An 18,303-nucleotide genomic window follows, 5' to 3' on the forward strand; every position below is an offset into this window, starting at 1 on the left:
TACCATCCTGTACAGGAGCTGATATTTTTTAAAATAAATTGAAATCATTCACTTTCTTGAACATTACGAATATCGCGTTGCTACTGGATTCGCGGCGGAAAAGTTGATAGAATCCCTCTCGATATGGGAGGAGGGAACTGCACCGTGAAACATACGCTGTCCAAAAAGGACATGGTCCTGATCAGTTTTATGCTGTTTTCCATGTTTTTTGGGGCGGGAAATCTCATTTTTCCGCCGTTTCTCGGCCAATCGGCCGGCGAGCAGGTGTGGCTTTCCCTCGCAGGCTTTCTGCTGTCGGCGGTTGGGCTGCCGATTCTCGGGGTGGTGGCCATCGCCAAGGCGGGCAGCTTTTCCGCGTTGGCCAAACGCGTGCATCCGGTCTTTGCCTGGCTGTTCCCGCTCTTGATCTACGTCTCGATCGGTCCGGGTCTGGCGATTCCGCGCGCGGGAAGCCTGGCGTTCGAGATGGGAATGGCGCCGTTTCTGCCGGCCACCTGGTCCGCACAGCCGTGGGGGCTGGCCGTTTACTCCGCCGTCTTTTTCGCGGTGGTCTTCTGGCTGAGCCTGTCCCCGTCCAAGCTGGTGGATCGCTTCGGCAAGCTGTTGACCCCGACGCTGTTGGCGATCATTGTGCTCATCTTTGCCAAAAGCCTGCTGTCTCCGATGGGGCCGTCGGCGCAGCCTGTCGGGCCGTACGCAGAACATCCCGCGTTTCAGGGGTTTTTGGACGGGTACCTGACCATGGACGCGCTGGCCGCCTTGGTCTTCGGCATTGTCGTGGCCAACACACTGCGCGCCAAGGGCATCGAAGACAAAGGGCGCCTGTCCGTCTACATGATCGGCGCCGGTCTGGGGGCGGGCGTGCTGTTGGGCGTCATTTACGTGATGCTGGGGATGATCGGTTCCGCCAGTTCGTTTTTGGGGAAAGCGGACAACGGGGCGCAGATTCTGACCAGCGTGATGGGCTACCTGTTCGGTCCCAGCGGAAAAATTCTTCTGGGCGTCGTGTTTACGGTGGCTTGTCTCTGCGTTTCCATCGGCCTAGTCACCTCGTGCAGCCAGTACTTCAACAGCCTGCTGCCGCGCCTCTCGTACCGGGCCTGGGTGAGCGTCCTCTGTCTCGTAAGCATGGCGATTGCCAACCTCGGGCTGACGCAAATTCTCGCGGTCTCCGTACCGATCCTGGGAGCGATCTATCCGGTCGCCATCGTCCTCATCCTTCTGGCGCTGGCCGACCGCGTCATCTCCGCCCGCTCGTTCGTCTACGTGACCACGGTCAGTCTGGTGGCGCTGTTTGGCGTGATCGATCTGATCAATGCGACGGCGGGGGATCACCGCTGGGACACCTGGCTGAACGCGCTGCCGCTGTACGCGCAGGGAGCCGGCTGGGTGATGCCAGCGCTGCTCGGGGGCTGCGCCGGAATGCTGCTTGATTTCGGCAGACGCAGTCGGGGCGAAAGAAGAGAAGAGCAGCCGTCCTAAGACGGCCGTGCAGGGGGGAGGAAGCAGACGATTCTGCTTTTTCCGCCCTTTTTGTTTTGTCCCGCATCTCACTCAGGAAGCGCGGGATTCACCGTGGCGAAACCTCGTGCATGTGCCCTTGTTTTTGCGGGCGGCCGTGACTTTTCGCCCGTACGTTCGTAGTAACCAAGGGAACGCCACATGGAGAGACACGGGAGAGACGAAAACGAGAAAGGATGACGCGAGTGAAAGCATCACCCGTTTCGGCCGAGGAGAGGATTGCCGAACTGGATGTTCTGCGCGGCTTTGCCCTGTTTGGCATCTTTTTGGTCAACATGCCCACTTTCCTGCAGCCGGACCTGTTCCTGCCGGAAGACCGTCTGCCGCTGTCGCACACGGCCCTGGACGAATGGATCCGCCTGCTGTTTGACATGTTTGTCCAGGCCAAGTTTTACACCATTTTTTCGTTTTTGTTCGGAGCCGGATTTTACTTGTTCATGAGCCGGGCGGAGCAGAAGGGACATCCGGCCACACGGCTTTACCTGCGCCGCTTGACGGTGCTGATGCTGTTCGGGGTGGTCCACCTGCTGTTCTTCTGGTACGGGGACATTCTCCACACCTATGCGCTGGCGGGCCTGTGTTTGCTCTGGTTTTACAAGAGACAGGAAGCGTCCATACGCCGCGCGGCGCTCCTTCTGCTCATCGGGTGGAACCTGCTGATGGCGCTGACGCTGCTGGTTCCCGGGGAATCCTCGTACAGCGCTGAAACATGGCAGCGGGCACAGGAAGCGATCACGGTGTACAACCAGGGGGGACCGGCAGAATGGCTGCAGTTCCGCTGGACCCATGAAATGCCGATCGTTTTGGAGTACGAGTGGATGAACGTACTGTCCGTCCTGCCGCTGTTTTTGATGGGACTGTACGCAGCCAAAAAAGGCGTCTTTCATCGTCCCGAACAGCATGCTGCCGCCATCAAGCGCGTCTGGTTGCTGGCGCTAGCCGCGAGCGTTCCGCTGGTGGCGATGATTCCGCCTGTTCAATCCGGCGCCGTGGACCTGCCCGCACCGCCCGAGCTGGCCGTGCTGGTCTTTATCGAGTGGAGCGGCCTGTCGCTGTGCGCGTTTTACATCACGTCGCTGCTTCTGCTGCTGCGGACGGGGCGGGGACGGAAGCTGCTGGCACCGCTTGCGCCCGTGGGGCGGATGGCCCTGACCAACTACCTGGCTCAAACCGTCCTGTCGCTGGGGATTGCGCGGCTCTTCTACCTTTACGGGCAGGCGGAGATGTGGCTCGGACTTGTGCTGTGCCTTGTGATTTTTCCGCTGCAGACGGCGTGGAGCCGCTGGTGGCTTTCCCGCTATCGATTCGGACCGCTGGAATGGCTGTGGCGCTGTTTGACATACGGTTTTGTCCCACCGATGAAAAGATGAGGCGGAGCAGCATCGGTCATCCGCCCGCGCAGGACTTGCGGCAGCCGCGGTGGAGCGGTAAGATGGGATTGTCTGTTTTGCACGAAAGGTAGAAAGGTTTGGTAACGAGTCAATGGCCCGAAAAGAACGAATTGTCGAACTGGACGCGGTTCGCGCTTTTGCCTTTTTGGCAGTGGTGTATCAGCACGTGATCGGCGTCTACATGCGAAAGCCCGGAGTGGACGAGATGACGGCGTTTCTTTACGGGAAGCTGTTCCATCTGCTCAAGTTTGCCGTCCCGGCTTTCGTCTTTATTACCGGCCTGGTCCTGTTTTACAACTACTACGAACGGGTGAACTACCCCGGCTTTATCCGCAAGCGGTTCACCGAGATCGTCGTGCCTTACGCGATCTGGTCGCTGATCTACATGGTGTGGCATCGGGACGTGACCGGGTGGGACGTCTCGACGCTCGTCGGCGTGGTCCAAAAGTTGATCACGGGCAGCGCCTCGTACCACCTGTGGTTTGTCGTCATGATCTTCCAGTTTTACCTGCTGTACCCGCTGCTTTTGAAAGGCTTCAAGGCGGCAAAACAACGCTTGTCCGGCCGCGCGGGAAAGGTGGCCGCCGTCGGGGCGGCGGCGTTCCTGTACGCGGGACTGATGTGGGTGTCGGCCCGCTATCTGCCGGCTCATCCGTTCCGTTTTGACGCGGCTTGGCTGGACGCGTACCTGATCACGTACAGGGACCGCAACTTCCTGTTTTACTCCTTTTATTTCCTGCTGGGCGGGATGGTCGCGCTGGCGCTGCCCGCGTTCCGCTCGCTGCTGCAGCGCCGCTGGCCCTACCTGCTGGCTGTGTTTGCCGCCGCCTACGCGTACATCGGCTATGAGCTGGTCAGGGATTCGGGCGGCTTTTTGGTCAACCTCAACGTGGCCACGTCGCTGAAGCCGTCCATGTTTTTCTATACGGTGGCCCAACTGCTGCTGGTCTACCTGCTGGCCGTCCTGCTGACAAAGCGGGACTCGCGATGGACTGCCTGGTTCTCCATGATCGGCCGGAATTCGTACGGGGCGTATCTGGTTCACGCCCTTGTGCTCACGTACGTGATGAAGGCATTGAACGTCTGGGATGTCACCGGCAGCACCATGCTTGGCAGCGTGTTCGCGTTTCTGCTCTGTTCGGCGGCTTCGATCGCCCTCTCGTACGGACTGGCGAAACTGCCGTTCGGCGCATGGCTGGTCGGGGCGGCGGAGAAAAAGCGGGCCAACGCGCCGGGGCAATCGGAACGGCAGTGGAAGCAGGCGATGTAAGGGGTTGAAACGAAAAGGCTTCTCTCATCCGCGGATGGGGGAAGCCTTTTTTGGCATTTGGCCAGTCGGATTGACAATTTCCACGCAGCATGCATATACTTAGCTAGGTAAATAATTGGTGGGGAAGGTGTCACCGTGTACGGACACAAGGTCAATCAACTGGGCAGGCGTTTTTCCAAGACGCTGAACGAACGGCTGACCCCGCTCGGGCTGTTCACGGCGCAGTGGGCCGTCGTCGTGCGGCTGCTGGAAGGGCCGGCCACTCAGACGGAGTTGTGCCAATACCTGTGCGTGGAAGCGCCGACCATGACCCGCACGCTGGCCCGGATGGAGCAGGCGGGATGGATCGAGCGGCACTGCGGTGCGGACAAACGGGAGCGGCGGGTGGCCCTTACGGAGAAAGCCCGGGCGATGGCGGACGAGTGGATGCGCGCATCGGACTTCGTCGAAGCGAAAGCGGTGCGGGGGATTTCCGCTGACGAGCTGGCTGTGTTTGCCAGCGTGATTGATCGCATGATGAACAATCTGAGTGAATCGTAGAGAGAGCCGCAGCAGGCGGCAGGATAGGAGAGGAGCAGAGATCGCAATGAAGCGAAAACAAGAAAGGATGAGGTGTGCGGGGGTTATCGGCGCCAAGCTGGTGCTGTTTGTCGCCGGTTTGATGGTGCTGGCGCTGGGCGCCGTGTCGTTGATGCGCGCCGCGGTGGGCGCGGCCACCTGGGACGTGCTGCACATCGGACTGGCCGGGCTGACGGGCTGGTCGATCGGCTCGTGGGTGCAGATCGTCGGCATCGCGATGATCGGCATGGCGTGTGTGCTGGACCGCCAGTGGCCGCGTATCGGCAGCGTCGCCAACATCCTCTTGATCGGCTATTTTGTCAACGGGTTTCTCGACGCCGGGATCGTGCCGTCGTTTTCATCGTTGTGGGCCCGGTTTGCCCTGCTGCTTGCGGGCATTGTGCTGATGGGGATCGGGTCCGGCATGTACGTGGCTTCCGGCATCGGGGCGGGTCCACGAGACGGGCTGACGCTTTCCCTGGCTCGGCTGACCGGCCGGTCGATCCGGCTCGTCCGCACCTTTCTGGAAGGGATCGCACTCTTGTGCGGCTGGCTGGCGGGCGGTCCCGTCTCCGTGGGAACGTTTGTCTCCGTGTTCCTGATTGGTCCGGTCATGCAGGCCTCGCTCGGCTTTTGGCGCAGCCAGGTACAGCGCTGGGAACGCTGGGGCGGGGAGCAGGCGGGACCGCAGGCGATCCCGCCCGTTCAAGGCCAGGCGGAGCACGCCTCCTGACCGGGAAGCGAAAAAGAAAAAGCGTTTTGGCGCTGATGCCAAAACGCTTTTTTGGTGGGCAGTGCTGCGGTCATCGGCTATTTTTGTCCCTGCAGGTCTTTTACCCCGCTGTACACCAGGTTGAACAGGTCCTCGATGTTCTCCTCTTCGATGCAGGAAAAGGCGATGCGCAGATCGGTGTCTCCGAGGGCGATCGTGCCGACGCCGTATTTCTCCAGCAAATGGGTGCGGAGTTCTTCCGCGTTGACGGTTTTCAGCTTGAGGCACATGAAGTAGCCGGAGTTGAACGGATAGTAGGTCCAGGCATCGTCAAACCGGCCGCTGTCGAGCAGCTCTTTGACGCGGTTGGCCCGGCGCTTCATGATCTCGAATTTTTCCCGCTTTTGCGCCTGGAACTCCGGCGCGTTCAGCGCACGCAGGACAAAGGTCTGCGACGGATGCGGACCGCTGGAGATGGTCGCGCGGATGATGCCGAGCGTTTTCTGTTCCAGCGCGGCGAGCACCGCTTCGCTGGATGCGCCGTAAGTGATGAAGCCGACGCGGAATCCCCAGACGTATTCCTCCTTGGTGGCGCCGTCCACTTTTACCGGCAGCACGCGCGGATGCAGGCCGCACAGGTCGGCAAACAGGGATTCGCGCAGCGAGTCTTCGAAGAACAGGCTGAAGTACGCGTCATCCGTAACGGCCACGATGTTGATGCCGGCCTCGGCCGCTTCCTTCAGCGCGGCAACGATCTGCCTGCCTTCCTCGATGCCCGGCGTGTAGCCCGTCGGGTTGTTGGGGAAGTTGAGCACGACGATGGCCTTGCCTTTTTCCTTTTGCGCCAGGATGGCATCACGCAGGCCGGCTGCGTTAAACTTCATGTCCGCGTCGTAGAGCGGGTAGTAGACCAGTTCCGCTCCGCGGCGGACGGAGAAGGTGAGCTCGTAGTTTTCCCAGTTTTTGTCCGGCAGAATTACGGCGTCTCCGGGGCCTGCGAACAGATCGGCGACCACGCTCAGGCCGTGGGTCAGCGCGTTGGTGACGATCGGATTGCCAAAGGTTTTATCCGCGAGCGACGGCTGTTCCTCGATCAACTTTTTCCGCCATGCCGCGCGCAGTTCCGGTTTTCCCGCGGGCGGCGCGTACTCGTACAGATCCTTGGGATCGTAGGCGGACAAGGTGCTTTGAATCACGTCCAGATGCATCGGCTGGCCGTTTTCCAACGCGATTCCGATCGTGGCGTTGTATTTGCGCCCTTTTGCTTTTGCTTCGGCAGACTGGCTGAGAATGCCTTCCTTGGGAAAGTAGATGAGTTTGCCCAGATCGGACAGCATGGCATAGACGTGCGGATTTTCGCACTGAAGCGTTTCGTTGAGCTTTGCTGCCAATGAATGCATGGTTTCCTCCCTCTTCGTTTCCATCAACATCATGTTTACCATTAAAGATAGCGCATATAAGTGTGTTTGTCGATTGAAAAAACGGGCGGCAGCGGGATCTGATCAATTGACGGACGGGAGACGCATTTGATACGGTGAATACACGACAGTTTTCAAACGAGAGGAGAACAGGCATGGCAGAACGGCTCATCGTGAAATTGGGCGATCCGGTGCTGCGGGAAATCTCGAAGCCGGTGACCGCCGTCACGAAAAACGTGGAAAAAATCCTGAACGACATGGCGGACACCATCTACGCCGACGAGGGCAGGGCGGGGTTGTCCGCGATCCAGATCGGCATACCGAAACGGCTGGTCGTGATGGACTGCGGTACCGGCCTGGTGGAACTGATCAACCCGTACATCGTGGAAAGAAAAGGGGAAGAGACGGGGACCGAAGGGTGCTTGTCCATTCCCGGCGTGGTCGGCAGGGTGAAACGGGCCTCGTACGTGAAGGTAAAAACGCTGAACCGGGCGGGCGAAGAAGTGGTCCTCGAAGCGGACGGTTATTTGGCCCGCTGCATCCAGCACGAAATCGACCATCTGAATGGAATCCTGTACATCGACTACGTCAACGTCCTGTATGACGCCAACACCGGCAAGCGGCTGAAACCGCAAGCCGCCAATCCGATCCTCGCGCACAAACGCGCATGGGTCCGGTAAACCGGTCTGCCCAGCGATGACGAAACGAGCGAAGCTGCTGAGGGGGAGTCGGGCGTGAAGGACGTGAACGTGATCATTACCGGATTTGGCACGGTGGGCAGAGAAGCGGCCCGCCTGCTGGATGAGCGGCGGGAACGCTACCGGACGCGGTACGGCGTGGAGGTGAGGCTTGTCGGCGTCGCCCGTTCCCGAACCGGCTGCTACGATGATCAGGGTTTGGCCGCGGAGGTTTGGGAGGCGTTTGCGCGCGGCGAACTGGCCGGCGATCCGGCGTGTACGGGAGCCGATTTTCTCACCCGCACCCGCCCTGATGTACTGATCGAAACCGGTCCCTCCGACTACGTCACGGGCGGGGCCGGTTCCGTTTACATGAAAACCGCGCTGGCACAGGGAACGCACGTGATTGCGGTCTCCAAAGGGGCGCTCGTCGCCGACTACCCGGGACTGGCCGCGCTGGCGAAGAAAACCGGCGCCGTCCTGAAAATCAGCGGCGCCACAGCGGCCGCACTGCCGACCGTCGATCTTCTCGAATACAATCTGGCGGGATGCGAAGCGGCCGTCGTGGAAGGCATTTTGACCGGGACGGCCAATTTTGTGCTGAGCAGCATGATGGAAGCGGACATCCCGTACGAGGAAGCGATCCGCCGGGCACAGGAACTGGGGATCGCCGAGCCCGACCCGCGCTTTGACGTGGAGGGATGGGACACCGCATGCAAGCTGACGATTATCGCCAACGCCGCGTTCGGGGCGGGCCTGCGCCTGGACGACGTGAAGCGGACGGGAATTGCGCATCTGACGCGCGCGCAGATGGACGCGTGGCGGCAGGCCGGACGCGTGCCCAAGCTCGTCGGCAGCATTCGGCGGACGGCGGAAGGGGTGAAAGCGGCCGTGGAACTTCGCCTGTACGAGCGTGACCATCCCTTCGCCCGCGTTCACGGCACGACCAAGGCCATCCGGGTCGAAACGGACGCGATGGGCGAACTGCTGGTCATCGGCGGGAAGTCCGATCCGCGCGCTGCTGCGGCGGCTGCGTTGAAAGATTTGGAGCACATCCTCCAGGCATTCGACTAGAACCGGCTGCCTTCCGGAAATCAAAGAGGGGCGGCCGGCGGGAAGGATGCGGCGCGAAATTGTCCGGTTCCGCCGCAAAGTGACGCACTGTTTCGAAAAAAAACACCGGCGCGATTCTATAGGGGAAAAAGGGGGAAGAGCGAATGGCGGAAGTCAACGTGTATCATTACAATGCGTTTGGCACCGTACCCGACAAGGGCAATCCGGCGGGGGTCGTGCTTGACGCCAGCGATCTTGACGACGAGCACATGCTGGCGGTCGCCCGTCAGGTGGGTTACAACGAAACGGCATTTGTTCTGCCGGCCGAGACGGCTGATCTGCGCATTCGGTTTTTCACGCCCGGCCATGAGGTGAATCTCTGTTCGAGGGTTCCCTGGACGATTTGGCCGGGGCGATCGGGCTGACCAGAGCCGACCTGGACGAGGAACTTCCGGTCATGTACGGCAGCACCGGCATCTGGACCCTTCTGGTTCCGGTGAAGCGGCTGGAATCCTTTCGCCGCATGTCCCCCCGCAATGGGGCGTTTCCGGCCGTGCTCACGAGCATGCCCCGTGCGTGCGTCCACCCGTTCTGTCTGGAAACCTACGATCCGTCCGCCCAGATGCACGGACGCCATTTTTCCTCGCCGTATTCGGGAACGGTGGAGGATCCGGTGACCGGCACCGCTTCCGGGGTGATGGGCGCCTATTACGCCAGCTACATTCGCACGCCGGACGCGTGGCCGCTGTCGCTTGTCGTGGAGCAGGGGCACGAGATGGGACGGGAAGGGAACGTGCACGTCGAAGTACACCAGGCCGGTGATCAGTTGGATGTCACCATCGCGGGAACGGGCGTCTATGTACGGGAGTCGCTGGTCCGCGTCGAAATCGGCCGATGACGCCGCCAGCAAAAAAGCCGTGCCTCTCACGCGAGAAGCACGGCTTGCTGATTCTCTGTTCGCTGGTTATCCGGTAAATTCCTGCACCCAGTACCCGTTGTGGTAGGCCACGCCAATTTTCGTGAAGTTCGGATTCAAAATATTGGCACGATGGCCTTGGCTGTTCATCCATTGCTGCATGACTTCCTGCGGGCTGCGCTGACCCATGGCGATATTTTCGCCGGCGGTTCTGAAGGTGATGCCGTATCGTTTCATCATGTCAAACGGAGAACCGTAGGTCGGGCTGGTGTGGCTGAAGTAATGGTTTTGGTACATGTCGACCGCTTTGTCCATGGCCACTTTGGACAGGGCGCTGTCCAGCGTCAGCGGCTTCAACCCGGCTTTGGCGCGCTCCTGGTTCACCAGGTCGGCCACCTGCTTGGCAAATTGGGAAACGGACGGTGCCGCTTGTTGGGCCGGAGCTTTCGGCTGGGCAACGACCTGGTTGCCGGTCGGAGCGGCAGGCTTCTGTACCGGGTACTGTACCGGCAGTTGAACCGGTTTTTGAACCGGCTGTTTCACCGGGACCGGCATGTACACTTTCCATACGGGGCTTACGTTCGGTGCTTGTTGGAAAGAACCGAAGTATTGAAAGTAGGGGAACCACTGTTTTTGGCCGGCGATCGATTTGTACGGGCAAGTCGTCGCGGCAAATGCGGACGTGGAAATGCTGGTGACGGCCAATCCCATAGCGATGGCGATGATCGGCTTGGCAAATCGTTTCATGTGCACATCGTCTCCTTTTCTTCGCCTACGAGGTTAGTTGTCGGGTTGGGATTGAGGAGACAACCCTTCGCCATTCGGCGATTCACCCCATGCAGACCGTGGTCTGCAAAAAAAGTCCCCCGCACTTCCGCTGTCGGAAGTTTCGGCTTGTTTTTGGCTCGGTTACGAGGATAACAAAGATACCGGCAAAAGGGAACCTTCAAAATATGGAAACGATGGTCGCTCAGCGTGACGACCGGCGGAATGACGCCAGCCGCGCCCGCTGTCATCGGCGGTATAGCAATCTCGGAAATGGAACCATACTAAACGGGAAACCAAAACGGGAGGCGATGAGGGATGGACAAACAGACGGATGTCAATGTGGAACTGCAGCAGGTGGGCGCGTATCCGACAAAGCAGAAAATGCACCAGCAAAACGTGCCGCTGCTGGATGAGGAGGCGCACGAGACGCCCCCGACGAAGCAGCCTTCCGCCGAAGATACGCAGGGTTGACCAGGCTGTCAGTCCGGCGGAACGATTACCGACAGGGAGTAGAGGAACAAAAAGGTTATCCTGCCCAGGCGGGATAACCTTTTTTCATGACGTTCGTGACGGCCGGCGTTGGCAAATCGACGTGCTCCCACCCATTCCGCCATACATGAAGAAAAAGTTTTGAATAACAAGAATGCTTCTTGTCGTCAGAAGCATGGATGATAGAATGAAAAAGCTGCCATTTCTGGGAGGTGTAACATGACCGGACAAATCGAATGGTTGCAAAGCAAAAGTCCCGCCCTTTGTTCAGCAGTCGGCATCGAGCCGATTCACAAAGGATTTTCGTCCGACAGAAAATACCTGGTCCGCATGGAGTCGGGAGAACGGCGAGTCCTGCGCATTGCGGACCAGAGCCGCTGGGAACGAAAGCGGTCGGAGTTTCACACCCTCCACGCCCTGCAGCCGTTCGGGGCGAGCATTCCGCAGCCGATTGAATGCGGGATCGCAGAGGACCTGCAGCTTTGCTACATCCTGCTGTCCCATATCGACGGAGAGGACGCCAGGGACATCCTGCCTCTCTGTACGGAAGAAGAACAGTTCTGCATCGGATGGCAGGCGGGTCAAGACCTGAGAAAACTGCACCAGCTTCACGCTCCGTCCGACATCCCCGCCTGGCATTCGCGAGCCGTCCAAAAACACGCGAGATACCTCGAAGCGTATCGCACCGCTGGTCTGGCCATCCCGCACGACGAGAAAATCATGGTGTTTGTGGAAGAAAACAAAGCGTATCTGCGCAAGCGGCCAAACCGGTTCCAGCACGATGACTTCCACGTGGGCAATCTGATCGCAAAGGACAAGCAGTACGCTGGGGCCATCGATTTCGACCGGTTCGATTGGGGAGACCCCATCCACGACTTTTGCAAGCTGGCCTTGTTCAGCAGGGAGGTAAGCGTTCCCTTTTGCATCGGCCAGATCTGCGGATATTTTTATCCGAACGAGATCCCGCCGGCGTTTTGGACGCTGTACACGGTCTACGTGGCGATGAGCCTGTTCTCCGCCGTGGTCTGGACCGTCCGCGTGGCTCCGGACCAGCTTCAGGAGATGCTCATCCGAGTGCGGCTCATTGCGGAAGATCACCTGTATTTTGAACGCGTGGAACCGGCGTGGTTTTCGGCAGACCGCGACAAGTGGGAATCGGTTGTGCGGTCGCTGTGCCAACATTGATGGTGAACACGCAATCCTGGAAAGGTAGGGGAAGAAAATGGCGGATGTGGCGGTGTTTCAGCAAAACGGGTTTCACGCCCGGTTTGATTGGGGGTATGAAGGGGTAAAAGCCTTGGCCCCCGTTTCCGACATCGTCGTGATCGTCGATGTGCTCTCGTTTACCACCTGCGTCGATGTCGTCCTCACTCGGGGCGGAGTGGTATATCCGTATCGCTTTCGGGACGCGTCCGCCTCGGAATACGCGGCCAGGGTCCATGCCGTTTTGGCCGGCAAACGCGGCGAACCCATCTCGCTGTCTCCCGCTTCGCTCTCCGCGATTCACGAGGGGTGCCGGATCGTACTGCCGTCGCCCAACGGGGCCACGTGCGCCTTTTTGGCAAAGGACAGCGGCGCGGTCGTGGTGGCCGGCAGTTTGCGAAATGCCTCGGCGGTGGCCCGGTTCATCCGACAAACAGGGGGCGTCGTCACGGTGATCGCCAGCGGGGAGCGGTGGCCGGACGGCAGCCTCCGTCCCGCTTTCGAGGACATGGTTGCGGCTGGGGCGATCCTCGGCGAGCTTAGCGGGTACCGGCTTTCTCCGGAGGCCCGCCTGGCTGTTGCTGCCTTTGATACCGCCAAGCCGGAGCTGTACCCGCTGCTGTGTGAGTCCGCCTCGGGACGGGAGCTGATCGCGGCGGGATTTGCCGAGGATGTGGCGATCGCTTCCGCTTGGAATGCCAGTCAGACGGTTCCTGTGCTCAATCGGGAAGGGGCGTTTGTCCCCGGACGATAGTGGGGGAGGAAGCCATGCAGATGTTTTTTCATCCCCCTGCCGCCAAGCCGACGCGCAGGCAGCCGAGAACCGTCGGCAAGCAATCTTTGATGCTCTTCAAGAAACTCTCCTCTGAATTAAACAGTCGTTTAAAAGAGCTCTTTCGTCTTCACTCGCGTAATCTCCTCAATCATAATGTCATGTCTGATATACTCGGTCGCGACGAGCACGAGCGCAGGGTCTCTCGTCTTGACCGCCCAAGCGGAAGAGGTATCACCTCCAACGATAGTGGTTATGCAGCTACCTACCCGTAAAGTTGCTGCACACTTGACTGTCAATCAACAACCGTATGTGCCTGATGGCAAAAGGTACCTCGTACTGGCTCCGTACCTGGAATGACGAGAAACTCAGATAACAAAAAGCGGTGTTTACAGGGACACGAATCGGACCATGTGATTCTTTTGCCGAGGGTAACGTCCATACGAGATGGACTTGATCCATGCAGGTAGGTGTACTATAATTACAAACAATTTGATTGGTGAATAATAACAAAATATAAAAATTAACCCAAAAAAACAACTGTTTTCAATGGGAGAAATGAACAGCAAGCGGCAAACAAACTCAGACACATGGTGAGGGTGAATGGTCATCCAATGGAGGAGAGGGTACATTGAAAAAGATACTATCGAGTTTGCTGCTCTTTCTATTCGCGGTGTCTTTTCTGTTGGCTTACCATCAAGCCTATCGGGATGAACTCGATCAACTGGAAAAGGCAGGAGAGGAGATTTCAAAGCCGTTTACGATTCCCAACTATGCCAATTTTGCTTCACCGGATGAGATGTACCCGATCTTATTCGAAGCGGCCGTCGAAACCAGGGTCAATCTCTTCCGAACACACATCGATTACAGTGTGGATGACGAGGTCCGGATTCACAAATACGTGCTGCTGACAGACAACACCCGGTTGTTTGATTCCTTTCGATTGAAAAGCGGCAGATTTCTGACTGCGGAAGACACCCAACAGGGCAATTCGTTTCTATCCACGGCAGACTCCGGAGACGAGGATCAGGTGGGGCGGATCAAGAGTTTCGGAAACCATACCCTGTTCGAAATGAAACCGCTCCGGTTTGCTTATAAACACCTTCCCGTAGAAGGCCGGTATTTTGTGGAGGCATCTGAGGCACAATACAAGGAGTTTGTTGAACGCATCATCAACAAGATCATGGCTGCTAAACTGGTTGACCAGGGGACTCTGCTTACTCCTGAAGATTTCAAGGGTCAATCTAACAATTCTGGAGAAATGGAAATCGAGGATGATTTCTTCGCATATATCAGGTACGTGATTGTTATCATCACGATCTTTATGCTCATTTACTATATGTTTAACGAATCCAAGCGGATCGGCGTGTTGAAAATGCACGGCCTGTCCAACGTGCGCCTGTGGTACGTCGTTGTCGGGAGATTGATTACCGTTGTTTTTGCGCTGGCCGCGGTGATCTCTATACTAGCGTCCTTGGTAATAAAAGATACGACTGGTCAGTTCATGGGAAGCGTCTTCCTCTCTCAATTGACGAGTTATGTCATTGTCACGTTGATTTCACTCATCGCGTATATCTTTCTTTCTCGAATAAAGATTGTCGACGTGATCAAAAACCGCAAGGAAACGAATGGCATCTTTGCATTGAACACGCTGCTCAAGACCGGATGCTCCCTCTTTCTCATCCTGGTCATCCTTTCCATCTGGAGCCAGTATCATGATTTGCGCATCAAACAGGAAAATCTGAAAAGCTGGGAGCGCAGCAAGGATTACGGTGTGTTCTATCCCCTAAAGGTCGGGAACGATTTGGAGGATATAGAGAAAGGTGCGCACAAAATGACGGTAACGCAAGTCACGGCCCTTTATCCTCTACTCAACCGCATGGGAGCCGTATTCATCGATGCGGGGGACTATGAGCAAACAGCGCTTCGTTTGAACAGTGGGTTTGACGGTATACGTACTATATCGGTAAATCCTAATTATCTGCGGGAGTTTCCCGTCTATAATGCACAAAATCATCCTGTGATGATTTCCGAGGATACGAGCGATTTGATTTTGCTTGTACCTGCAAAATATCGCAGCAATGAAAAAGATATTTTGGATTACATCAAGAAATCCAGAAAAAGTCGTGCGGAAGGGGATGAAAACCTGTTTCACGTGGAGGTTCCCGATCGCGTGCGGAATCAAGCGTTGAAAATCATCTGGATCGCAAACGGGCAGAAAATATTCAGCTTCAATCCGGAAGTATTTCGCACGGAAAACAATATGATTGTCGATCCGATCATCCAGGTGGTCACCGAGAAAAACAGTCTCGTTGCAGACAAGGCAAACATGATGAGTGGTGGCGGGGGGCGCGATCCGTTGAAAGTGAAACTGATCAACAGAGACACCGAGCGGACGTTACAGGCGCTTGAACCTGAATTAAAAAGGCTGAAACTGGATGACAACCTGACAAGCCTGATCACCGTCGAACAGTACGTGTTGGGGCAGATATACGAGCTGCAAAAGCAGAGGAACCAGCTATTGTTCATCAGCCTCGGACTGGCAGCGGGATTGTTGGTGCTTGTTGTGCAGAATTTGAGCGTATTTTTCAGCAAATACCAGCAAAGAATTATCGTTCGTCGATTGTTTGGGACGGGTTTCTTCCGAACGTACAAGGAGTATCTGTGGCTGTTGACAGCGACCTGGGTGATTCAGATTGGCATTTGTTTCCTGATGAACAACGGGCTGGCATCCCTTCTGTTGCAGGAGGCGGCGAGGGTTTTTGCCGTGGCGACATCCATCCACGAGGCCATGGGTTCCTCTGACATCAACGTGCTTGCAGCAGGCGTCGGGGTGGTGGCCGTGGAATTTGCAGCGTCTGTTCTTGCACTCTTCGTGATCGAGCATCGGAACAAAGTGAACATCCTGAAAGGGGAGGGATAAGCGGCATGAACACGGTATGCGAACTGGTGGATGTCAGCAAGCGCTATCAAGACCACGTGGTTCTTGACCAGATACATTTGCAGGTCTGCGAGGGGGAGATGCTCGCCATTACCGGGAAAAGCGGTTCCGGCAAGACAACCGTTCTCAATATCATGGGATTGCTGGAAAAGCCGAGCAGCGGTACTGTCAAACTGTTTGGCGAGAACAGCCCACGGATTGGTTCGGCTCAGGCAAACAGGCTTCTCCGGACCAGAATCGCTTATCTGTTCCAGAATTACGCATTGATTGATGATGCGTCGGTGGACGAAAATCTTGAAATCCCGCTACTCTATTCAAAGGCAGCGAGAAAGGAAAAGCAAAAACGAAAGCTGGATGCGCTTGAGAAGGTGGGGCTGGATATTCCGCTCAAGCAGAAAATATATGGCCTTTCAGGCGGGGAGCAGCAGCGGGTGGCAATCGCGAGAATCCTGTTAAAACCCTGCGAGCTCATCCTTGCCGATGAACCCACGGGCTCATTGGATGCCGACAACCGGAACGAAATCGTAAAGCTGCTGCAGGGACTCAATCAGGAAGGCAAAACCATCGTCATCGTTACGCACGATCCGTACGTTGCGGAAGCGTGTGACAGAATCGTTAAACTGTCGTGAGGGTGCCTGCCCCCTTTGCAGGGACAGGATCAACAAGCCTTCGCGAATGAATCAGCCAGTTGCCGACATGCGAATCGGCCGCTGGCTGATTCGTTTGAGGTGCAACCGTCCCTGATTGTTCTTGCCCTGTGCTCCACAAATGATTGAACAATCACATATTTTTTACTTTTGATTTACGTCAAGCACATTGATTTACCAAATGTTTTTTTAGCTGATACAATTGTCTTCATGACAAAAACATATTACAATACAAGTACTTCAGCAGCGAAGCAGAAAGGAAATGGTGAACAATTTTTCTCACTATTAGGAATGCTGAATAAAAAATGTGCAGTCAAGAAAAAACGGGTACCTGCCGCATCATCGCGGATGAAACGGAGGGTGTCCAGCAGCATTCCTGAAATGACAGCCGGTATTGGCAGAAAGGAAGAGGGAGCCGGAGTGGCAAACAAGGAATTGAAGCGGGGCCTGCAAGCGCGTCATATTCAGATGATCGCGTTGGGCGGAACAATTGGTGTTGGTTTATTCATGGGATCGGCGAGCACGATCAAATGGACAGGTCCGTCCGTGATGCTCGCGTATGCAATCGTCGGGCTTTTTATCTTTTTCATCATGCGCGCGATGGGGGAAATGTTGTACCTGGAACCCAGCACAGGTTCATTTGCGACCTTTGGCCACAAGTACATTCACCCCCTGGCAGGTTATGTGACGGCCTGGAGCAACTGGTTTCAGTGGGTCGTCGTCGGGATGTCGGAAATTATTGCCGTCGGGACTTACATGAAGTACTGGTTCCCGGATTTGCCCGCCTGGATACCGGGGTTGATCGCGATGCTGATTCTCGGCGCGGCGAACTTGTTCTCCGTGAAATCGTTTGGTGAATTTGAGTATTGGTTTGCCATGATCAAGATCGTCACCATCGTCTTGATGATCGTTGCCGGGTTTGGGCTGATCTTCTTCGGAATCGGCAACGGCGGAAACGCCATCGGATTATCGAATCTGTGGGAACACGGCGGCTTTTTTACGGGCGGCTGGACGGGCTTTTTCTTTGCGCTCTCGCTGGTGATTGGGGCTTATCAAGGTGTCGAGCTCATCGGGATTACGGCGGGTGAGGCAAAAGACCCCCGAAAAACGCTGACGAGCGCGATTCAAAGTATCATTTGGCGGATTCTGATCTTCTACATCGGCGCGATCTTTGTGATTGTAACCGTTTACCCGTGGGATCAACTGCAAACCATCGGCAGCCCGTTCGTGGCAACCTTCGCGAAAATCGGGATCACGGCCGCAGCGGGGTTCATTAACTTTGTCGTCATCACTGCCGCCATGTCTGGCTGCAACAGCGGCATTTACAGTGCGGGACGCATGCTGTACACGCTGGGAGTAAATGGACAGGCGCCGAAAATCTTTACGAAGCTGTCTCACAACGGCGTGCCGCTGCTCGGAACGATCGGCGTTCTTGTGGGGCTGGGCGTAGGCGTTGTCTTGAACTATCTGGCACCGGAAAATCTGTTTGTGTATGTATACAGTGCCAGTGTGCTTCCCGGCATGGTTCCGTGGTTTGTGATTCTGATCAGTCAAATCCGATTCCGAAAAGCAAAAGGAGCTGAAATGGCTCATCATCCGTTCAAAATGCCTTTTGCGCCCGTGTCGAACTACGTTACGATTGCCTTTCTGATCATGGTATTGGTCGGCATGTGGGTGAATGAAGAGACGCGCATCTCCCTTGTGGCGGGAATGGTCTTCCTGGGTATCGTCGTGATCAGTTATTTCGCATTTGGAGTGGGCAAGGCCAATTCGACGGAGACGGGAACCAATAAGGAAATCGCGCATCAACGGATGAGCGGGTAAACGAGAAACAGAAATCGATCCACAAAGAGGGACATTGAGAAACGATGTCCCTCTTTTTTTATGTTCGAAATCATCATTTCCTTGAAACGGCTGCGCACCGGGGGCAGTCACATTGCGCACCTGTTTTTTCTATCGACGCCAAG

The 18,303-nt window shown here is 56.6% G+C and carries 15 protein-coding genes, 2 pseudogenes and 1 riboswitch; of the genes and pseudogenes, 14 read left to right on the forward strand and 3 right to left on the reverse strand.

Annotated features, from left to right (window positions below; genetic code table 11):
- Positions 1–171 precede the first annotated feature (171 nt).
- The 5 genes from brnQ to M516_RS23310 all read left to right on the forward strand — a co-directional run bounded on the left by brnQ (position 172) and on the right by M516_RS23310 (position 5,473).
- The gene (brnQ, locus tag M516_RS0111125; RefSeq protein WP_238550968.1) at positions 172–1,482 is read left to right on the forward strand and encodes a branched-chain amino acid transport system II carrier protein; all 1,311 of its coding nucleotides are present in this window, start codon (positions 172–174) and stop codon (positions 1,480–1,482) included.
- Positions 1,483–1,697: 215 nt separating this feature from the next.
- Positions 1,698–2,891: a DUF418 domain-containing protein gene (locus M516_RS0111130; RefSeq protein WP_035289463.1), complete on the forward strand. Its 1,194-nt coding sequence runs from the start codon at positions 1,698–1,700 to the stop codon at positions 2,889–2,891.
- A gap of 112 nt (positions 2,892–3,003) precedes the next feature.
- Positions 3,004–4,182: an acyltransferase gene (locus M516_RS0111135; protein ID WP_029099195.1), complete on the forward strand. Its 1,179-nt coding sequence runs from the start codon at positions 3,004–3,006 to the stop codon at positions 4,180–4,182.
- Between the two features lie 135 nt (positions 4,183–4,317).
- Positions 4,318–4,722: a MarR family winged helix-turn-helix transcriptional regulator gene (locus M516_RS0111140; RefSeq protein WP_238550963.1), complete on the forward strand. Its 405-nt coding sequence runs from the start codon at positions 4,318–4,320 to the stop codon at positions 4,720–4,722.
- 46 nt (positions 4,723–4,768) lie between these two features.
- The gene (locus M516_RS23310; protein WP_193746964.1) at positions 4,769–5,473 is read left to right on the forward strand and encodes a YczE/YyaS/YitT family protein; all 705 of its coding nucleotides are present in this window, start codon (positions 4,769–4,771) and stop codon (positions 5,471–5,473) included.
- Between the two features lie 77 nt (positions 5,474–5,550).
- On the opposite strand, the gene M516_RS0111150 is transcribed toward M516_RS23310, so the two are convergent.
- The gene (locus tag M516_RS0111150) at positions 5,551–6,852 is read right to left on the reverse strand and encodes an aminotransferase class I/II-fold pyridoxal phosphate-dependent enzyme (RefSeq protein WP_029099197.1); all 1,302 of its coding nucleotides are present in this window, start codon (positions 6,850–6,852) and stop codon (positions 5,551–5,553) included.
- 173 nt (positions 6,853–7,025) lie between these two features.
- Here M516_RS0111150 and def point away from each other — a divergent pair, with 173 nt between their 5' ends.
- The 3 genes and pseudogenes from def to M516_RS23315 all read left to right on the forward strand — a co-directional run bounded on the left by def (position 7,026) and on the right by M516_RS23315 (position 9,498).
- A complete protein-coding gene (gene def / locus M516_RS0111155; protein ID WP_029099198.1) occupies positions 7,026–7,550 on the forward strand; it encodes a peptide deformylase in 525 nt (174 codons plus the stop codon).
- A 54-nt stretch (positions 7,551–7,604) separates the two neighbouring features.
- Positions 7,605–8,621 carry a homoserine dehydrogenase gene (locus tag M516_RS0111160; protein ID WP_029099199.1) on the forward strand — a complete coding sequence of 339 codons (1,017 nt, stop codon included), beginning with the start codon at positions 7,605–7,607 and terminating at the stop codon, positions 8,619–8,621.
- 143 nt (positions 8,622–8,764) lie between these two features.
- A pseudogene (locus M516_RS23315) lies at positions 8,765–9,498 on the forward strand (PhzF family phenazine biosynthesis isomerase).
- A gap of 66 nt (positions 9,499–9,564) precedes the next feature.
- On the opposite strand, the gene M516_RS0111170 reads toward M516_RS23315, so the two are convergent.
- Positions 9,565–10,263, reverse strand: coding sequence for a CAP domain-containing protein (locus M516_RS0111170; protein WP_029099200.1), 699 nt, complete (start codon positions 10,261–10,263; stop codon positions 9,565–9,567).
- Positions 10,264–10,270: 7 nt separating this feature from the next.
- Positions 10,271–10,421, reverse strand: a riboswitch (cyclic di-AMP (ydaO/yuaA leader).
- A gap of 178 nt (positions 10,422–10,599) precedes the next feature.
- Here M516_RS0111170 and M516_RS25570 point away from each other — a divergent pair.
- The 3 genes from M516_RS25570 (at position 10,600) to M516_RS0111185 (ending at position 12,730) form a co-directional block, all read left to right on the forward strand.
- Positions 10,600–10,755 (forward strand): hypothetical protein, encoded by a 156-nt coding sequence (locus tag M516_RS25570; RefSeq protein WP_193746965.1) that lies wholly within the window; start codon positions 10,600–10,602, stop codon positions 10,753–10,755.
- Positions 10,756–10,992: 237 nt separating this feature from the next.
- Entirely contained in the window at positions 10,993–11,958 is a 966-nt protein-coding gene (locus tag M516_RS23320) for an aminoglycoside phosphotransferase family protein (protein ID WP_051188189.1), read from the forward strand.
- Between the two features lie 37 nt (positions 11,959–11,995).
- Positions 11,996–12,730 carry a 2-phosphosulfolactate phosphatase gene (locus tag M516_RS0111185; RefSeq protein ID WP_029099201.1) on the forward strand — a complete coding sequence of 245 codons (735 nt, stop codon included), beginning with the start codon at positions 11,996–11,998 and terminating at the stop codon, positions 12,728–12,730.
- Positions 12,731–12,882: 152 nt separating this feature from the next.
- Here the strand turns inward: M516_RS0111185 and M516_RS25950 are convergent.
- Positions 12,883–12,978: pseudogene (locus M516_RS25950) on the reverse strand (TrmB family transcriptional regulator); the annotation flags it as partial.
- 401 nt (positions 12,979–13,379) lie between these two features.
- Between M516_RS25950 and M516_RS0111195 the strand changes: the two are divergent.
- The 3 genes from M516_RS0111195 to M516_RS0111205 all read left to right on the forward strand — a co-directional run bounded on the left by M516_RS0111195 (position 13,380) and on the right by M516_RS0111205 (position 18,160).
- Positions 13,380–15,671: a bacteriocin-associated integral membrane family protein gene (locus M516_RS0111195; RefSeq protein ID WP_029099203.1), complete on the forward strand. Its 2,292-nt coding sequence runs from the start codon at positions 13,380–13,382 to the stop codon at positions 15,669–15,671.
- Between the two features lie 5 nt (positions 15,672–15,676).
- Entirely contained in the window at positions 15,677–16,318 is a 642-nt protein-coding gene (locus tag M516_RS0111200) for an ABC transporter ATP-binding protein (RefSeq protein ID WP_029099204.1), read from the forward strand.
- A gap of 438 nt (positions 16,319–16,756) precedes the next feature.
- Complete coding sequence (locus M516_RS0111205; protein ID WP_029099205.1) at positions 16,757–18,160, forward strand: amino acid permease; 1,404 nt, start codon at positions 16,757–16,759, stop codon at positions 18,158–18,160.
- The last annotated feature ends 143 nt before the right edge of the window (positions 18,161–18,303 follow it).

It is taken from the genome of Brevibacillus thermoruber 423 (genome assembly GCF_000454065.1).
Lineage (GTDB): Bacteria > Bacillota > Bacilli > Brevibacillales > Brevibacillaceae > Brevibacillus > Brevibacillus thermoruber.

Excerpts from the sequence above, each read along its gene's own strand:
- M516_RS0111185 (WP_029099201.1), top strand. The coding sequence starts at position 11,996 with ATGGCGGATGTGGCGGTGTTTCAGCAAAACGGGTTTCACGCCCGGTTT.
- M516_RS0111170 (WP_029099200.1), bottom strand. The coding sequence starts at position 10,263 with ATGAAACGATTTGCCAAGCCGATCATCGCCATCGCTATGGGATTGGCC.
- M516_RS0111150 (WP_029099197.1), bottom strand. The coding sequence starts at position 6,852 with ATGCATTCATTGGCAGCAAAGCTCAACGAAACGCTTCAGTGCGAAAAT.
- M516_RS25570 (WP_193746965.1), top strand. The coding sequence starts at position 10,600 with ATGGACAAACAGACGGATGTCAATGTGGAACTGCAGCAGGTGGGCGCG.
- M516_RS0111200 (WP_029099204.1), top strand. The coding sequence starts at position 15,677 with ATGAACACGGTATGCGAACTGGTGGATGTCAGCAAGCGCTATCAAGAC.
- brnQ (WP_238550968.1), top strand. The coding sequence starts at position 172 with ATGGTCCTGATCAGTTTTATGCTGTTTTCCATGTTTTTTGGGGCGGGA.
- M516_RS0111135 (WP_029099195.1), top strand. The coding sequence starts at position 3,004 with ATGGCCCGAAAAGAACGAATTGTCGAACTGGACGCGGTTCGCGCTTTT.
- M516_RS23320 (WP_051188189.1), top strand. The coding sequence starts at position 10,993 with ATGACCGGACAAATCGAATGGTTGCAAAGCAAAAGTCCCGCCCTTTGT.
- def (WP_029099198.1), top strand. The coding sequence starts at position 7,026 with ATGGCAGAACGGCTCATCGTGAAATTGGGCGATCCGGTGCTGCGGGAA.
- M516_RS0111130 (WP_035289463.1), top strand. The coding sequence starts at position 1,698 with ATGACGCGAGTGAAAGCATCACCCGTTTCGGCCGAGGAGAGGATTGCC.
- M516_RS23310 (WP_193746964.1), top strand. The coding sequence starts at position 4,769 with ATGAAGCGAAAACAAGAAAGGATGAGGTGTGCGGGGGTTATCGGCGCC.